17 protein-coding genes and 1 tRNA gene are annotated in these 15,471 nt (G+C 65.0%); 6 read left to right on the forward strand and 12 right to left on the reverse strand.

Features of this window, described 5'->3' with window-relative positions; translation table 11 throughout:
* Nucleotides 1–10 precede the first annotated feature (10 nt).
* The 6 genes from xylA to UB31_RS22705 all read right to left on the reverse strand — a co-directional run bounded on the left by xylA (nucleotide 11) and on the right by UB31_RS22705 (nucleotide 5,577).
* Nucleotides 11–1,333, reverse strand: a complete 1,323-nt coding sequence (gene xylA, locus UB31_RS22680; protein WP_045012474.1) for a xylose isomerase — start codon at nucleotides 1,331–1,333, stop codon at nucleotides 11–13.
* A complete protein-coding gene (xylB, locus tag UB31_RS22685; RefSeq protein WP_045012475.1) occupies nucleotides 1,334–2,788 on the reverse strand; it encodes a xylulokinase in 1,455 nt (484 codons plus the stop codon).
* Between the two features lie 77 nt (nucleotides 2,789–2,865).
* Nucleotides 2,866–3,912, reverse strand: coding sequence for a LacI family DNA-binding transcriptional regulator (locus UB31_RS22690; protein WP_045012476.1), 1,047 nt, complete (start codon nucleotides 3,910–3,912; stop codon nucleotides 2,866–2,868).
* 104 nt (nucleotides 3,913–4,016) lie between these two features.
* A complete protein-coding gene (locus UB31_RS22695) occupies nucleotides 4,017–4,481 on the reverse strand; it encodes a GNAT family N-acetyltransferase (protein WP_045012477.1) in 465 nt (154 codons plus the stop codon).
* Nucleotides 4,482–4,483: 2 nt separating this feature from the next.
* Nucleotides 4,484–4,996, reverse strand: a complete 513-nt coding sequence (locus tag UB31_RS22700) for a GNAT family N-acetyltransferase (protein ID WP_082078596.1) — start codon at nucleotides 4,994–4,996, stop codon at nucleotides 4,484–4,486.
* Nucleotides 4,996–5,577: a helix-turn-helix domain-containing protein gene (locus UB31_RS22705; protein ID WP_045005813.1), complete on the reverse strand. Its 582-nt coding sequence runs from the start codon at nucleotides 5,575–5,577 to the stop codon at nucleotides 4,996–4,998. The genes UB31_RS22700 and UB31_RS22705 overlap by 1 nt, the downstream gene beginning before the upstream one ends.
* A 169-nt stretch (nucleotides 5,578–5,746) precedes the next feature.
* Between UB31_RS22705 and UB31_RS22710 the strand changes: the two genes are divergently transcribed.
* Entirely contained in the window at nucleotides 5,747–6,739 is a 993-nt protein-coding gene (locus tag UB31_RS22710) for an alpha/beta fold hydrolase (RefSeq protein ID WP_045012478.1), read from the forward strand.
* Nucleotides 6,740–6,752: 13 nt separating this feature from the next.
* Here the strand turns inward: UB31_RS22710 and UB31_RS22715 are convergent, their stop codons facing one another.
* The 3 genes from UB31_RS22715 to UB31_RS22725 form a co-directional block, all read right to left on the reverse strand.
* Nucleotides 6,753–7,544, reverse strand: coding sequence for a hypothetical protein (locus UB31_RS22715; protein ID WP_045012479.1), 792 nt, complete (start codon nucleotides 7,542–7,544; stop codon nucleotides 6,753–6,755).
* 187 nt (nucleotides 7,545–7,731) lie between these two features.
* Nucleotides 7,732–8,169: a ribose 5-phosphate isomerase B gene (rpiB, locus tag UB31_RS22720; RefSeq protein ID WP_045012480.1), complete on the reverse strand. Its 438-nt coding sequence runs from the start codon at nucleotides 8,167–8,169 to the stop codon at nucleotides 7,732–7,734.
* A gap of 27 nt (nucleotides 8,170–8,196) precedes the next feature.
* A tRNA-Gly gene (locus UB31_RS22725) sits at nucleotides 8,197–8,270 on the reverse strand.
* Nucleotides 8,271–8,446: 176 nt separating this feature from the next.
* On the opposite strand from UB31_RS22725, the gene UB31_RS22730 reads away from it, so the two are divergent.
* From UB31_RS22730 to UB31_RS22750, 5 genes are all read left to right on the forward strand, one after another.
* On the forward strand, nucleotides 8,447–9,025 hold the full coding sequence (locus UB31_RS22730) for a methylated-DNA--[protein]-cysteine S-methyltransferase (protein ID WP_045012481.1): 579 nt from the start codon (nucleotides 8,447–8,449) through the stop codon (nucleotides 9,023–9,025).
* Between the two features lie 9 nt (nucleotides 9,026–9,034).
* The gene (locus UB31_RS22735; RefSeq protein ID WP_045012482.1) at nucleotides 9,035–9,874 is read left to right on the forward strand and encodes a helix-turn-helix transcriptional regulator; all 840 of its coding nucleotides are present in this window, start codon (nucleotides 9,035–9,037) and stop codon (nucleotides 9,872–9,874) included.
* A gap of 58 nt (nucleotides 9,875–9,932) precedes the next feature.
* Complete coding sequence (locus UB31_RS22740; protein ID WP_045012589.1) at nucleotides 9,933–10,292, forward strand: VOC family protein; 360 nt, start codon at nucleotides 9,933–9,935, stop codon at nucleotides 10,290–10,292.
* A gap of 172 nt (nucleotides 10,293–10,464) precedes the next feature.
* Nucleotides 10,465–10,866, forward strand: coding sequence for an SRPBCC family protein (locus UB31_RS22745; RefSeq protein WP_045012483.1), 402 nt, complete (start codon nucleotides 10,465–10,467; stop codon nucleotides 10,864–10,866).
* A 100-nt stretch (nucleotides 10,867–10,966) separates the two neighbouring features.
* Nucleotides 10,967–11,377: a hypothetical protein gene (locus UB31_RS22750; RefSeq protein WP_045012484.1), complete on the forward strand. Its 411-nt coding sequence runs from the start codon at nucleotides 10,967–10,969 to the stop codon at nucleotides 11,375–11,377.
* 93 nt (nucleotides 11,378–11,470) lie between these two features.
* On the opposite strand, the gene UB31_RS22755 is transcribed toward UB31_RS22750, so the two are convergent.
* The 3 genes from UB31_RS22755 to UB31_RS22765 all read right to left on the reverse strand — a co-directional run bounded on the left by UB31_RS22755 (nucleotide 11,471) and on the right by UB31_RS22765 (nucleotide 15,432).
* Complete coding sequence (locus UB31_RS22755; protein ID WP_045012485.1) at nucleotides 11,471–12,916, reverse strand: MATE family efflux transporter; 1,446 nt, start codon at nucleotides 12,914–12,916, stop codon at nucleotides 11,471–11,473.
* Nucleotides 12,917–13,081: 165 nt separating this feature from the next.
* Entirely contained in the window at nucleotides 13,082–14,134 is a 1,053-nt protein-coding gene (locus tag UB31_RS22760) for a hypothetical protein (RefSeq protein WP_045012486.1), read from the reverse strand.
* A gap of 191 nt (nucleotides 14,135–14,325) precedes the next feature.
* Entirely contained in the window at nucleotides 14,326–15,432 is a 1,107-nt protein-coding gene (locus UB31_RS22765) for a 2'-deoxycytidine 5'-triphosphate deaminase (protein ID WP_045006086.1), read from the reverse strand.
* Nucleotides 15,433–15,471: the final 39 nt, after the last annotated feature.

Here is a 15,471-nt window from a genome sequence, read left to right on the forward strand (position 1 = left end):
GCGACCTCGCTCAGACGTAGCGGTTGACGAGTGATTCCAGATATTCCTGTCGGCCCGAGCGCGGCTGCGGGTCGAAGCCGGGGCTCAGCGCCCGATCGGCGAGATCGGCGAGCGAGCGCTGACCGCCGAGAATGGCCCGGCCCTCAGCGCCGGCCCATCCCTCATAGCGCTCGACGAGCGGCGCGCTGAGAGCACCGGCATCGTGCATGTCAGCGGCGGCGAGGAACGCCCGCGCACAGGCGTCCATCGAGCCGACATGGGCATGGATCAAATCGTCGGGATCGATCGACTGGCGGCGGATCTTGGCGTCGAAATTGAGTCCACCCGAGGTGAAGCCGCCGCGGTTCAGGAGTTCGTGGAACACCAGCGCCAGTTCAGGCACGTTCATCGCGAACTGGTCGGTGTCCCAGCCCAGCAGATCGTCGCCGCGGTTGATGTCGAGCGAGCCGAACACGCCGAGCGCCTCGGCGAGCGCGACCTCGTGATGGAAGGAATGGCCGGCAAGGATGGCGTGGTTTTGCTCGATGTTGAGCTTGACGTCCTTGAGCAGATCGTAGCGCGCCAGGAAGCCGTAGCAAGTCGCGACGTCGAAATCATATTGGTGCTTGGTCGGCTCCTTCGGCTTCGGCTCAATCAGGATCGGGCCCTTGAAGCCGATCTTGTGCTTGTGCTCGACGGCGAGCGACACGAAGCGGCCGAGCTGGTCGAGCTCGCGCTTGAGGTCGGTGTTGAGCAGGGTCTCATAGCCCTCGCGCCCGCCCCACAGCACATAGTTCTGGCCGCCGAGCCGGTGCGTCACCTCCAGCGCGGCACGGACCTGGCCGGCGGCATAGGTGAAGATCTCGGGGTCCGGATTGGTCGCGGCGCCCGCCATGTAGCGGCGATGCGTGAACAGATTGGCGGTGCCCCAGAGCAGACGGACTTTGCCCGATGCCATCTTCGCTTCGAAGAGATCGGCGATCGCGTTGAGATTGGCGACGGATTCGCTGAGCGAAGCGCCTTCCGGCGCGGCGTCGACATCGTGGAAGGTGAAGAAGGGCACGTCCAGCAAACGGAACAGCTCGAAGGCGACATCGGCCTTGGCGCGTGCCATCGCCATCGCATCGGAGCCATGGTGCCAGGGGCGCAGAAAGGTTTCGCCGCCGAAGGGGTCGCCGCCCGGCCAGCACAGGGAATGCCAGTAGCAGACCGCAAAGCGCAGATGGTCCTCCAGCCTGCGACCGTGAACCATGCGGTCCTTGTCGTACCAGCGGAAGGCAAGCGTGTTTCCTGCATCCTTGCCGGCAAAGGCGACGGGTGCGCTTGCATCGAAGAATTTGACTGGCGCGTTCACTTAAAGACTCTCCTTCAACGCGGGATAAAGCTCGCGCCACCGGCGATAGGCCTTGTCATAGGCGGAGGCGATGGATGCGCGGGGCACGAAACTCGCGAGCCGCCGCGGACGGATGCAGACCTGCGCCGGGCTCTCGCCGGTGACCGCAAGCCGGCCGAGCCGCGCGGCGCCGAGCGCCGCGCCGACCTCGCCTTCCTCGACGCGGTGCACGGGAATGCCGAGCACGTCGGCACAGATCTGCGCCCATAGCGGCGAGCGCGAGCCGCCGCCGACGAGATCGACTTCAGCGATCGGCCCGCTCGCCGCGCTCAGCGCCGCCAGATTGTCGCGCGCGGCGAAGGCGACGCCTTCGAGCACGGCCTGGACCATCTGGCCGCGCCCGGTCGACCCGCGCAGGCCGACAAAGGCGCCGCTCGCGGCAGCATCGTTGTGCGGCGTGCGCTCGCCATCGAGATAGGGCAGGAATTTGATCGGGCTCGGGCCATCGACGCGATCGCCAAGCGGCGCCAGCAGCGCCGCCGCAGGCGTCTCCATCACGCCGGCAAGCCAGGCGAGCGAGGCCGCCGCCGACAGCATGACGCCCATCTGGTGCCACAGGCCGGGCAGCGCGTGGCAGAACGCATGCACGGCCGAGGCCGGCGCCGGCGCAAAGCGATCGGTGACGCGGAACACCACACCTGAGGTTCCCAGTGACAGAAACGCATCGCCGGGCGCGATCGCGCCAAGCCCGATCGCGCTCGCCGCGCAATCACCGGCGCCGCCGGCGACCACGACATTCTTCGCCATGCCCCAGCGCTGCGCGATGTCCGGCGCCAGCACCGCACTGGCCTCGCTGCCTTCGACGAGGCGCGGCATGTGATGGAGATCGAGCCCGGTGGCATTGAGCAGCTCCGCCGACCAGCGGCGCTGGCCGACATCGAGCCACAGCGTGCCGGCGGCGTCGGACATGTCCTCGACCATCTCGCCGGTGAGGCGGTAGCGGACATAGGCCTTCGGCAGCAGCACTTTTGCAACGCGTTCGAAGACGTCCGGCTCGTGCCGTGCGACCCACATCAGTTTCGGCGCGGTGAAGCCGGGCATCGCCAGATTGCCGGCGATGGCATGCAGTGACGGACAGCGCCGCTCGAGCTCGCCACATTCGGCCTGCGAGCGCCCGTCATTCCAGAGGATCGCGGGCCGCAGCGGCCGCCCGTCCACACCTAACAGCGTCGCACCATGCATCTGGCCGGATAGCCCGATGCCGCGCACCTGCGCGACCTCGGGCGGATGACGGCTCGCGAGATCATCGACCGCGCCGATCCCCGCGTCGACCCAGGCGTCAGGATCCTGCTCGGACCACAACGGCGCGGGATGCGACAGCGCAAGCTCGCGGGCCGCCGTCGCGACGATCGCGCCGGCTTCGCTCACGAGCACCGCCTTCACACCGGACGTGCCGATGTCCATTCCGAGATACACGCCGTCCTCCCTTGCTGTCGCGGCTGGCGATCTCCGTCGCCTGTTCCGCGGGCCGTTCCTACAAATCAACCCTGCCGCTACGGCAGATTGTCCCGCATCACGATGTCGATCCTGATCTTCTCCTGTTCGCGCAAGATCGGCTCGCCGCGGGCGAGCGCGAGCAGCACGCGCACGGCGGCGCGCGCCTCATGTCCCGGATTCTGCGAGATCGCGGCATCCATCACGCCCTGCAACAACAGCCGGCGCGTCAGTGCGGTGACGTCGTGGGCGACGAACACCACCTGCTTGTCGCGGCCGGCCTCGCTCAACGCATTGGCAACGCCTTGTGTGCCGGCACCAACGTTATAAAGGCCGACAATGTCAGCATGCCTGCCGAACAGCCGCGCCAGAAGCTGCTCGGAACGGGCGTCCTCGTCGCGCCCTTCCAGCACCGGCAGCACGGCAAGGTTGGGACATTCCGAGGCCATCACCTGGTTGAAGCCGAAAATGCGCTCGGCATGGTCGCGCAGGCCCTGCGAGCCGGCGACGATCGCGACCTTGCCGGACCTTTGGCCGACCAACCGCCCGACCAGTGCGCCGGCGGTGCGGCCGGCTGCGATGTTGTCGATGCCGACATAATGGTGGCGGCGCGACGACGGCACGTCCGAGACCAGCGTCACCACCTTGGTGCCGGCGTCGACGAGATCGTCGATCGCGGCGCGAACGCCGGGATGGTCGAGCGCCACCACGGCAACGCCGTCGTAGTCTTCCGACAAGGCCTCCAGCGAGGCGGCAAGCACGGACGGATCGAACACGTCGGTTGCGATCATCTCGACATTGAGGCGGCGGGTTGCAAGCCAGGCCGACATCTCGCCGAGATAGGCCTCAATCTGCTGCATAAATGGATTCGGCCCCGAGGGCATCACGAAGGCGAAGCGGCGGGCGCGGCCGCGCGCCAGCTCGGCGGCCGCCACATGCGGCTGGAACGCGTTGCGCGCGATCGTCTCCTTGACACGGCGAACCGTATCCGGCCGCACGCCGGGGCGGTTGTGCAGGACGCGGTCCACCGTCGCGAGGCTGACGCCGGCCTGGCGGGCGATGTCCTTCAGCGTCAGTGCAGCGGCGGTGAGAGCGTCCTCGGCCATCGCTGAAGGCTAGCAGAGGTGTTTTGAGGTACGCAACTCATTTTGAGGGGCAAGGGGAGGAATGACGACATTTTCGAGCCGCGGTTGCACCGGGGCCCCGGGCCTCAGCCGCCAGTCAGATCAAGCGTCAGGAACAGGCTGTTGCGATCCTCGGCATACCCCTCGAACGGGCCGCAAAGCACAAAACCGTGCGCCTGGTAGAGCGCGTGCGCGGGTTTAAAATAGTCCCATGAGCCGGTCTCGAGGCTGAGCCGCTTCAGGCCGCGCGCGCGACCCTCGGCAATGATGTGGCGGAGCATCTCGCCGCCGAAACCACGCCGTCGCGTGGTTTGCAGCGTGTGCATCGACTTCACCTCGCCATGCGCAGCCGAGAGCGTCTTCAGCGCACCGGTGGCGACCAGTGTCTCGCCGTCCCAGCCGGTCCAGAACGCGACGTCGCTCGCACGAAGCCCGGCGAGATCGAGCGCATGCGCACTGCCCGGCGCGGTCTGCGCCCGCGCAGCCTTGACGTGATGATCGAGCAGCGCGACGACGCGCGGATCAAAGGTGTCGCCGGTGCGGATCTGCATCGTCACGGCCTCACCTCGCTCGCAAGCCGTTTCTGCATCAGGACCAGATTGAGCCAGCGGCCGAACTTGCAGCCGACCTCCGGCATGCGGCCGACCTCGGCAAAACCGAGCGAGGCATGCAAGCCAATCGAGCCGGTGTTGGCGGCCTCGATGGCGGCGATCATCGTATGCTTGTTCATGGCGGTGGCACGCTCGATCAGCGCGGCGACGAGGCTGCGGCCAATGCCCGCCCTGTGGTGCCGCTCGTCGACATAGACGGAGTTTTCCACGGTGTGGCGATAGCCGGGCCACGGGCGGAAATCGCCGAACGAGGCGAAGCCGACGACATCCCTGCCCTTCATCGCAACCAGGATGGGATAGCCGGCCTGTTGTCTTGCGCGTATCCACTCGCGTCGGGAGTCGAGATCGACCGCGCCGTCAGTCCAGACCGCCGTGGTGTTGAGCGCGGCGTAATTGTAGATGGCGAGGATGTCTCCGGCGTCCTCCAGCGTGGCGTCCCGCACGATCAGCGACATCACATTTTCCCGTAAGAGGTGCCGCGCCGCGTGATGACGACGTAGCGCGAATCCTGTTTGGTTTCGTTCTCGAAGGTCACGGAGCGCATGACATCGAAGTCGAGACAGTCGCCTTCCCGCAAGCGCACCGCCTTGGCGTCGATATGCACGCAGACCGCGCCCTCCAGCATCAGCAGCTGCTGGGTGAAGGCGTTGCGGCCCCAGGGGCTGTAGGACACGCGTGCGCCGGCCGGCAGATCGACGACGATGATCTCGATCCCGCTCGCCGCATCGGCCGGCGAGGCATGACGCCGCCGGTAACCGCTGTCGGGATCGCGCCATTGCGGCTGGTCGGCAAGCCGCGTCAGCCGCTCCGGCGGCTTCTCCGACAGTGCGACGACGTCGCTGAGCGAGACATCGAGCGCCGAACAGAGCTTGTTGAGCAGCGCCGCCGTGGCACTGCTCTGCGCCCGCTCCACCCGCCCGATCATGGCCCGGCTGACACCGGAGCGCGCCGCAAGTTCGTTCAGGGTCATGCCGGCCTGCGTCCTCAGCGTCTTCAATCGGCGACCGATCGCGCGGTCGAGTTTCTGCTGGTCCATGGTCTTCATCCGAATTGCCCGACACGAGGACCGCACCCGCCGGGGCGACAAAAATCTTAAGCCGGACGGGCCGCGCGTGCCGGGGGTGATTGTCTAATATATTAGAATCTTTGCGGAGCCCATAAGGCCGATTAAGATGCGCCCAACCAGATGACCGGGAGGCGATGACATGAGCGGGCCGACGCAGCGGACGATCAAGGCCAACGGCATTACCCTCAACGTCGCCGAACAGGGCAAGGGACCTATGGTGCTGCTCTGCCACGGCTTTCCGGAAGGCTGGTATTCCTGGCGTCATCAGCTCGAGGCGCTGGCTGCGGCCGGCTACCACGCCGTCGCGCCCGACATGCGCGGCTACGGCAAGAGCGACCGGCCCGAGGCGATCGACCAGTACACGATCCTTCACATGGTCGGCGATCTCGTCGGCGTGCTCGACGCCTTCGAGGCGAAGGACGCCGTCATCGTCGGCCATGATTGGGGTGCAACGATCGCCTGGCACACGGCGCGTCTGCGGCCCGATCGTTTCCGCGCCGCCGCCATCCTCAGCGTACCCTATCGCCCACGAAGTCCGGTACGGCCGACCAGCGTCATGCCGCAGAATGCGGATGCGCAGTTCTATCAGCTGTACTTCCAGGAACCGGGTGCTGCCGAGGCGGAGTTCGAACGGGATCCGCGGGCGACACTCGGCGCCATGCTGTTTGGCGGTTCCGGCGAAGGAGCGGCGGCGATCCGCGCCAATGCTGAGCGTCAGGGGCGGACCGCTGGCGTCGGCATGGTCTCGCGCAAGGACGGCATGTTGCCAAAGGTGCCGGTGCCACTGCCATCATGGCTGAACGCCGCCGATCTCGACTATTACGGCGCCGAGTTCGCCCGCAGCGGCTTTCGCGGGCCGCTCAACTACTACCGCAACATCGATCGCAACTGGGAGCTGATGGGCGCCTTCGAGGGCGTGAAGGTGGTCGTGCCTTCGCTCTACATCGCCGGCGACCAGGACATGGTCATCGCCTTCCCCGGCGCCGCCGAGCACATCGCCAACATGAAGCAGCTTGTGCCGCAACTGCGCGAGATCAAGATGCTGCCGGGCTGCGGACACTGGACGCAGCAGGAGCGGCCGGCGGAGGTGAACGCTGCGGTCGTGGAGTTTTTGCGGAGCTTGTCGGGTTAGCCGCACGGCTTAGTCACGTGCCGTCTCCCAAGTACTTTCGCTCGTAGTTCCTTGTTCGATCGTCCGCTTGGAAGGCATAGCAGACGCGTCGAAATAGCCAGTCCAGCTTTCTCCATTGCGGCTCGCCAAGCGGCTTGGTGATCTCACGGCGCAGAGCTCTTATTATGGATATGCCTGCTTGGCGCTCGTCTATGACCTTACTCGTCCCCACTCTTTCCTGCTGCACTCGCCAATTCAGTAGAAACAGAGGGGTGAAGGGGTCGATGAAAGTCAGACCATCTTCTGTTGCCATGAAGGGAGGCAGCACTCCAAAAGTATCGCCGATGTCTGGATCGAGAATGATCCGGGGATAAATTGCTCGTTGGCTTTCAAGTTCATAGGCCCTGTTGAGCGCTGGTCCGAAGACGACAAGGTCATCATGGACTAGATCACCAATCGTTATGGCCCCTCGAATGAGAAGGCCCGACCACGAGGCGATCACTTGCATGTAGCCCAATCTGAAGAGGAGCAGATGAAAGTTTGGCCCCTCAACTGGTTCGGAGATTATGACGTTGTCTGAGAAGCTTGTGATCTGTGTCTTGAAGCCTCGGTTTTGAATTTGCGAGCCGCTGAGAAGGGACCAGCCGGTGACGGCCGCCTTGAGGGCGAGGATTTTATCAGGATCATCGCCGGCCTCCGCAATCTTTTGACGCCATCCCAGCACATCGTAGAACGCTACAAACTTTCGTTCGTACGACACCGGTCGCATTGTTTGAACCGTGAGCTTTTGTACCTGACGATCAATGTTGTCTTTTCCCCTCCTCATCCCGAACCCACCCTTCTTGGCCTTCGTTGCAGGCGAACGCGCCAGATTCTGCCCTATCCAAATCCTGACTCGTCGTCCCGTGGAGCACCCACCTTAAAGATGGGAATCGGACCATGTATGATATGAGGAAAGCTGGACGGCGAAGGAAGGCAAACCCTCGCATACAGTTTGGAGAGCAGGGTTCTCTCTAACAGGAGCCCAGCTTGTCGATGCGCTTTTGATGGCGGCCGCCCTCGAATGCCGTGCTCAGGAACTCTTCGACGCATTCTTTCGCCACCGCCTCGCCGATCATCCGTCCGCCCATCGCCAAGACATTCGCGTCATTGTGCTGGCGGCACAGCCGCGCGCCCGTGACATCATGGACGAGCGCGCAACGAATATGCGCATGGCGGTTGGCCGCGATCGAGATGCCGATGCCTGATCCGCAGATCAGAATGCCACGTGCGGCCTTGCCGTCCCTGATGGCGTCGGCGAGCTTACCGGCGAAATCGGGATAGTCGACGGACTCGGCGCTATCAGTGCCCAAGTCCAGCCACGCGACATCGGGCAGAGCGACTTTCAGGGCTTCCTTGAGGGCAAAGCCCCCGTGATCACAGGCAATGGCGACGGTATCGAGCACTTCCATGCCCTCAGGATGCACTATGCAGGGATTTGGAGCGGGCGAAGGGAATCGAACCCTCGTATGCAGCTTGGGAAGCTGCCGTTCTACCATTGAACTACGCCCGCGGATGCGCAGTAGCCGACGCCTGCCCTGATTAGCCGAGACGGCGTCCGGCGCCAAGCGCTTTGGCGCGCCCGGCCGGACGGTTGTTAACGTCCTGGTAAGATTCCAGGTGCGCCGGATTGTGGCAGTGTTATGATCTTGTGTCTGGGGAGAAACCTGCACTGAGTGGGGCGTGTGCATGGTGGGGCGTAGCTACGCGATATTCGACACGGCCATAGGCCGGTGCGGCGTCGTCTGGAGCAGTTCCGGCGTCGTGGCCGTGCAATTGCCGGAGGCGCGGGAGATCGACACCCGACGCCGGATCTTTCAGGTCCATCCCGAGGCGCGCGAGCAGCCGCTTCCGCTCAATGCCGAGCTTGCGATCGAGGGCATCGCAACGTTGCTGCAAGGCAGCGATCCCGACTTTTCCGACGTCAGCCTCGATGCCAGCGGCGTGCCCGCCTTCAACCGGCGGGTCTATGAGTACGCCTGCACGATTCCGCGCGGGGAGACCCGCACCTATCTTGAGATCGCCAAGGCATTGGGCGCTTCCGGCGCCGCGCATTCGGTGGCGCAGGCGATCTCGCGAAATCCCTATATGCTCATCGTGCCCTGCCACCGAGTGCTGGAGGCCGGCAGCTATGCCGACCGGATCTCGCCTTATGGCGGGGTGATCTCCAAGCGGCGATTGCTCTCGCTGGAGGGCGCGCATCCCATCGCCAGCAAGACCCTGTTCGAGGTGCTGCTGCCCGTTGCTCCGCCGCGCTCCCCCACCTAGATAGGTGGCATGGATGCGATCAGGCTGCTGACCACTCAGTCGATGACAGTCTCCGAGTTTCGCTGCGATGCGGGACCGGGCGACGAGCCGTTTGCCGAATGTCGCCTGGGTCACTCCATCGCCTATGTCCGCTCGGGAAGCTTTGGTTGCCATTGCCGCGCCGGCTTCTTCGAGCTGGTGGCGGGCTCGCTGCTGGTCGGCGCCCCCGGCGACGAATACACCTGCACGCATGAGCATGTCAGCGGCGACGTCTGCCTGTCGTTCTTCTTCAGCGAGGATCTCGTCGATGCCCTGGGCGGGCGCCGCGAGCTCTGGCAGGTCGGCGCGACGCCGCCGCTCCCCGAGCTCATGGTGCTCGGCGAGCTTGCGCAAGCGGCAGCAGATGGCAACAGCGATCTCGGCCTCGACGAGGTCGGCCAGATTTTTGCGGGCCGCTTTGTCGATGTGGTCTCGGGCAAGCCGCGCAAGCGGCCTGCGCCCACCGCGCGCGATCGCCGCCGCGCGGTCGAGGGCGCATTGTGGATCGACGAGAATTCGCCTGCCGAGATCGACCTCGAACAGGCCGCGCGGCAGGCGGACCTGAGCCCGTTCCATTTCCTGCGGCTGTTCTCGAATGTGCTCGGCGTCACCCCGCATCAATATCTGGTGCGCTCGCGGCTGCGGCATGCGGCGCGGCTGCTCGCTGACGACGACATCGCGATCACCGATATCGCCTACGACGTTGGCTTCGGCGACCTCTCCAACTTCGTCCGCACGTTTCATCGCGCCGCCGGCGTGTCGCCGACGAAGTTCCGGCAAGCCTCAAAGGGCAAGCGCAAGATTCTCCAAGAGCATCTCACCCTCAACTGACTAGGTTCGTCTCCGGCGCGCGCCACCACACAGGCGCGCATTGCAAATGGAGACGATCATGTACGACCACATCGGACTGCGCGTTGCCGACCTCGACGCCGCCACGCGCTTCTACACCGCGGCGCTGGCGCCGCTCGGCTACGTCCTGTGTTCGAGCGGCGATGGCTATGCCGGCTTCGGACCGAAGGACGCGCCGGCGCTCTGGCTGCATCTGAACAAGGGACGCAAAGCCGACGGCGCGCACATCGCGTTTCGCGCCGGGGATCATGACGCGGTGAAGGCATTTCACAGCGAAGGCCTGAAGAGCGGTGGCCGCGACAATGGCGGCGCAGGGCCGCGCAAGGATTACAGCCCGACCTACTACGCGGCGTTTTTGATCGATCCCGATGGCAACAATGTCGAGGCGGTTTGTGTGTGAGGCTCGCCACGCGCGCGAATTCGTAGGGTGGGCAAAGCGACTTGTCCGCCGTAGCTCGGAGAGCGAAGGCGGAAGCGTGCCCACCAATCGCACGCGACAATGTCGATGAATGGTGGGCACGGCGCTTTGCGCCTTTGCCCACCCTACTCACTCAATCAAGGACACTTCCTCCATGGCCTCCATACACAACGACGTTCCCCTCAACACACCCGCGGACAAAGTCTGGGACGCGGTGCGTGACTTCGGCGCGCTGCACGAGCGGCTGGCGCCGGGCTTCGTCACCGCCTGCACGCTCGACGGCGATGCCCGCGTCGTCACCTTCGCCAACGGCTCGGTGGCGCGCGAGGTGCTGGTCGATTGCGATGATGCGCGGCAGCGGCTGGTCTATGCGATCAACAGCGAGCGCTTGAAGCACTACAGCGCCTCGGTTCAGGTGATTGCCGAGGGCAAGGCAAGCTGCCGCCTGGTCTGGATCATAGACATGCTGCCGAACGAGCTTGCGCCTTACGTCCAGGAGCAGACCAAGGAGGCGGTGATCGCCATGCACAAGGCATTTCCGCCGGCCGCTACGTGATCTTCCTCACAGAGTGCTGCCCGCATCGGCCGTAACCATGCCGGCGTGCGTCCCGTTGGCTCCGCCCTCCCGGCTGAGCCACGCACGCGAGGAGCATGCCATGAGAGGTGCAGCAAAGTTGATCTGCCAGGCAGCCGCCGTGCTGCTGCTGTTTTCGGTCGCGAGCACGCCGGCGAAGGCGCAGTTTCTCGGCGGCGGCGGTGCCGGCGGCGGGGACATGATGACCCAGATGGCGCCGATGCTGGAGATGATGAAGGCGAAGATGGGCAAGCGCCGCTTCGCCGCGCTGATCCAGACCATGGGCCCCATGATGGAGAACGGCGGTGGCGGCCTCGGTGGCATGATGGGTGGCGGCGGCCTTGGCGGCATGATGGGCGGCATGGGCGGCGGAGACATGATGAGCATGCTCAGCAGCCCCGCGGCCGGCCAGATGATGGCGATGCTCCCGCAAATGATGAGCATGGCCAATTTCGGCGGCGGAGGCGGCCATCGCCGCCACAAGCATCACTAGAGCGTTTTCGAGCGAAGTGGATACCGGTTCGCGTAAAGAAAACGCGTCAAAACAAGAATCCAGAGTCCCGTTCCGATTCGATCGGAACGGACTCTAGTCAGCGGCTGCCGACAAGACCGGCCTGATCGACGGTTTGCTTTCGCGCGGACCCCAGCGCGTCAGCACCACGCTGGAGCATGACAGCAGCCCGAGCAAGACCATCGAGCTCGCGGCCAGCCAGAAGAAGTTTTGCGCGGTGGCGTCATGCGTCGACAGCCACCAGCCGGTCGCCGCGATGTAGATCAGCCGCGCGGTCTGCGCCAGCACCGGCCCGATCACCTTGGCCGCGCCTTGCGACGAGAAGTACATCGTCGAGGCAAGGCCGATGAAGGCGTAGAACGGCGCCACCGTCGACAGATATTGATGGCTGGTCGCACGCACCGTGGCGCTGTCGGTAAAAATATTGACCCAGAGATCGGGGAACAGCGCGACGAGGCAGGCGGGCGCGCCGACCGCGACGAATGCGGACGCACCTGCGATCCAGGCAATGCGCCGGGCGCGCGCGATGCGGCCGGCGCCGACCGCCATACCGATCATCGGCACCGAGGCGATGCCGAACGAGAACGCGATCGAGGTCAGCAAAAATTCCAGCCGCGCGCCGATGCCGTAGCCGGCGAGGATCGCGGTGCCGAACTTTGCCAGCATGTGGGTGAAGATCGAGATCGTCAGCACCGATTGCAGCGGCGAGAAGCAGGCGATGGCGCCGACCTTCAGGATATCGAAGAACATCGCCCACTGAATGCGAAGCCCGCGCAGCTTCGGCACGACACGCGCGCGGCCGGAGAACAGGTACCAGCCCATCACGCAGATATTCATGGAATAGGCGATCAGCGAACCGGCAGCGACACCGCGCATGCCGAACTGCGGCACGGGCCCGAGCCCCAGGCCCAGCGTGCCGCCAAGCACGACCTGCCAGACCGCGGAATTGAGGATCAACAGCGACGGCAGCTTCATGTTGCCGGTACCGCGCAACACGCCCGCCATGGTGTTGAGCAGCCAGGGCAGCACCGCGCCACCGAAAAATACCTGCGTGTAGGCAACCGCATGCGCCAGCACATTGCCGCGACCGCCGAGCATCTCGAGCACCGCTGGTCCGAAGATCAGCATGCCCAGCATGAAGACCACGCCGAAGGTGATGCCGATCAGCAGCGCATGTGCCGCGAGCGTGCCGGCGCGTTCGCGATCGCCGGCGCCGAGCGCACGTGCGATGGAGGAGGCCACCGCGCCGCCCATGGCGCCGCCCGACATCGTCATGGTCAGGATCACTGTCGGAAACACCAGCGCCATCGCGGCCAGCGCTTCCACGCCGAGACGTCCGATATACGAGGTCTCCGCGATCACCACGCAGGTGCCGGCCGACAGCGCGACCACATTGGGCCAGGCGAGGCCAAGCAGCGTGCGCAGGATCGGTCCGTCGGTCAGCGCGCTCCTCAGGGGGCGCAGAAGCGGCGGCAACGGACGTTCTTGCTCATCGACCGGGATTTCGGCGATGTCGGACATTTCCTCTCCCGGGCACGAGCGCCGTTTGCGGCGCGGCAATGAGTAAGTGTGCCAATAAATTTGTTCGCGCACAGGGCGCAGCGAGGGCTTGTTAGCACGGCGCGCAGCGATTCCTCCTGCGCCACGTGCAGGAGTGCCCTGCGGCAGCGCATTTCAGTGGTGGAATTACCCGATGGTCCAGACCAGCGGCGAACGGCCGCCTGCCGTCGGGCACAGGTGCACACCGATATGCCGCCCGCATCCCGCAGCGAGGCCCTCGAACAATCCCTCCAGCACCTTGGCGCAGGCGCGGTGATAGTCGGGGACGTCGTCCATCAGCTTCCAGCTCTGCTGGCGAATTTCGAACGTACCTTCGGATTGTGTCCTCTGGGCCGCATCATCCTGCGCGGCGAACAGCGCGTTGAGGAATGACGCGAACTCGCTTGCGCCGCCACGGCTCATCGACAGCGCGGCCGCGACCTCGTCAAAGTATTGCATGCCGATCAGCTTGCCGGTGAGATGCAGGAGATAGCCGGCATCCTCCGGCCCGAACAGCTGCACCATCACGGGCGCGGCGGTGCGCACATATTCCATCGCGTAGTTGCGATAGGCTTTTTCCAGCCGCGGTTTTGGCCAGCTCGACACAGGCAATGCCGGTGCCGTCTTCGCATCGAACAGCGGCGCTTCCAGATGCCGCGCGAAGACGAGGCGTTGGTCCAGCTCGAGCGGATGGTCGTACTGATGGTAATAGCCTTCGAGCCCGTCCTGGCCGTCGACGCTCTGCTTGGTGCAGACGAAGCCGAGCCTGAGATCGCCGAGCGCGACGCCATTGTTGGCGTGCCAGCCGCGCAGCATCGCGCGCGAGACTTCGCCGGGCACGCCGCAGATCGCGGTGCCCTTCCAGATCCAGCGCGGCGGCGGATAGCGGATCCAGGCCTTGGTGTCGCTCTCATACATGTACTCGACATGCACGCCGCCGATCCAATTGGAGAGATAGTGATATTGCGCAGCCGCGACGGCGGGCGGCAGATGGCTGAGCCCGAGCTTCTCGAGCCCTGGCAGAAAACGCTCTTGCTGCTGACGGCGAAACACGCGGAAGACGAACTCGGCCGCATCCGCCGTGCCGCGCCGCGTGACGACGGTGAGGATCAGGCCCGTGAAGTAAGCATGATAGAGATCGGCGACCGCGCGCCAGCGCTTCCATTGGGCTTCCTGCGCGGAGTCAGCTGCGGCGGTCATATTCGCTCCCGGCTTATTGTTTTGCCGGAGTGTGTCATTGCGAATGGGGCGGCGCAACCAACCACACATTGGCTGTCATCGCCCGGCGAAGACCGGGCGATCCAGTATCCCAGAGGCGGTTGTGATTGAGCCGAGAGGCCGCGGCGTACTGGATTCCCCGCCTACGCGGGGAATGACAGTGGAGGATGTAGCTACACCCGGAAATGCTTGCTCAGCTTCAGGCCCTGCGCCTGATAGTTGGAGCCGATGCGCTGGCCGTACATGGCGTCGGGACGCGCCAGCATCTTCTCGTAAACGAGGCGGCCGACGATCTGGCCGTGCTCGAGGATGAAGGGCACTTCGCGCGAGCGCACTTCGAGCACGGCGCGCGAGCCCTGCCCGCCGGCACCGGCATAGCCGAAGCCGGGATCGAAGAAGCCGGCATAATGCACGCGGAATTCGCCGACCAGCGGATCGAATGGCACCATCTCCGCGGCGTAGTCGGGCGGCACCTGCACGGCCTCTTTCGAGGCAAGGATATAGAACTCGCCGGGATCGAGGATCAGGCTGCCGTCGGGACGTGCGGAGATCGGCTCCCAGAAGTCTTGCACCGAATAGCCCGAGCGACGATCGACGTCGATGACACCGGTGTGGCGCTTGGCGCGGTAGCCGACGAAGCCAGACCCCTTCTCGCCGGAGAGATCGACGGAGACGGCGACGCCGCCGGAGAGATCGGCATCGTCGATATCGACGAGACGCTCGGACGCATGCAACGCGTCGAGCTCGTCGGCATTGAGGATGGCGTCGCCGGTGCGGAAGCGCACCTGCGACAGCCGCGAACCTTCACTGACCAGTACCGGAAATGTCTTCGGGCTGATCTCGGCATAAAGCGGGCCGTGATAGCCTGCGCCGATCATGTCGAAACGACGCGTGCCGTCGGCGATCACGCGGGTGAAGACGTCGAGCCGGCCGGTGGAGCTCTTCGGGTTTGCGGCCGCAACGATCTCCGGCGGCAGCGCCAGGCTTTCCAGCAGCGGCACGATGTAGACGCAGTTGGTCTCCAGCACCGCGCCGTCACTGAGGCTGAACTCATGCAGCTTCAATTCGTCGATGCGCTCGGCGACGGTGGCACCGGGGCCGGGCAGGAAACTCGCGCGCACGCGATAGGCGATGTCGCCGAGGCGAAGGTCGAGGCTCGCGGGCTGGATCTGGCTCTCGACGAAGTCGTAGGCAGGCAGGATGAGGCCCGCCTCCGCCATCGCCGCGATCATGCGGTCGGGCAGGATACCATTGGCGTCGGCGGCGACCGTGAACGTCAAACTTGGGTCCTCGTCAGGGGGCAAATGTATCCGGACATG

It is taken from the genome of Bradyrhizobium sp. LTSP849 (genome assembly GCF_000938255.1).
Lineage (GTDB): Bacteria > Pseudomonadota > Alphaproteobacteria > Rhizobiales > Xanthobacteraceae > Bradyrhizobium.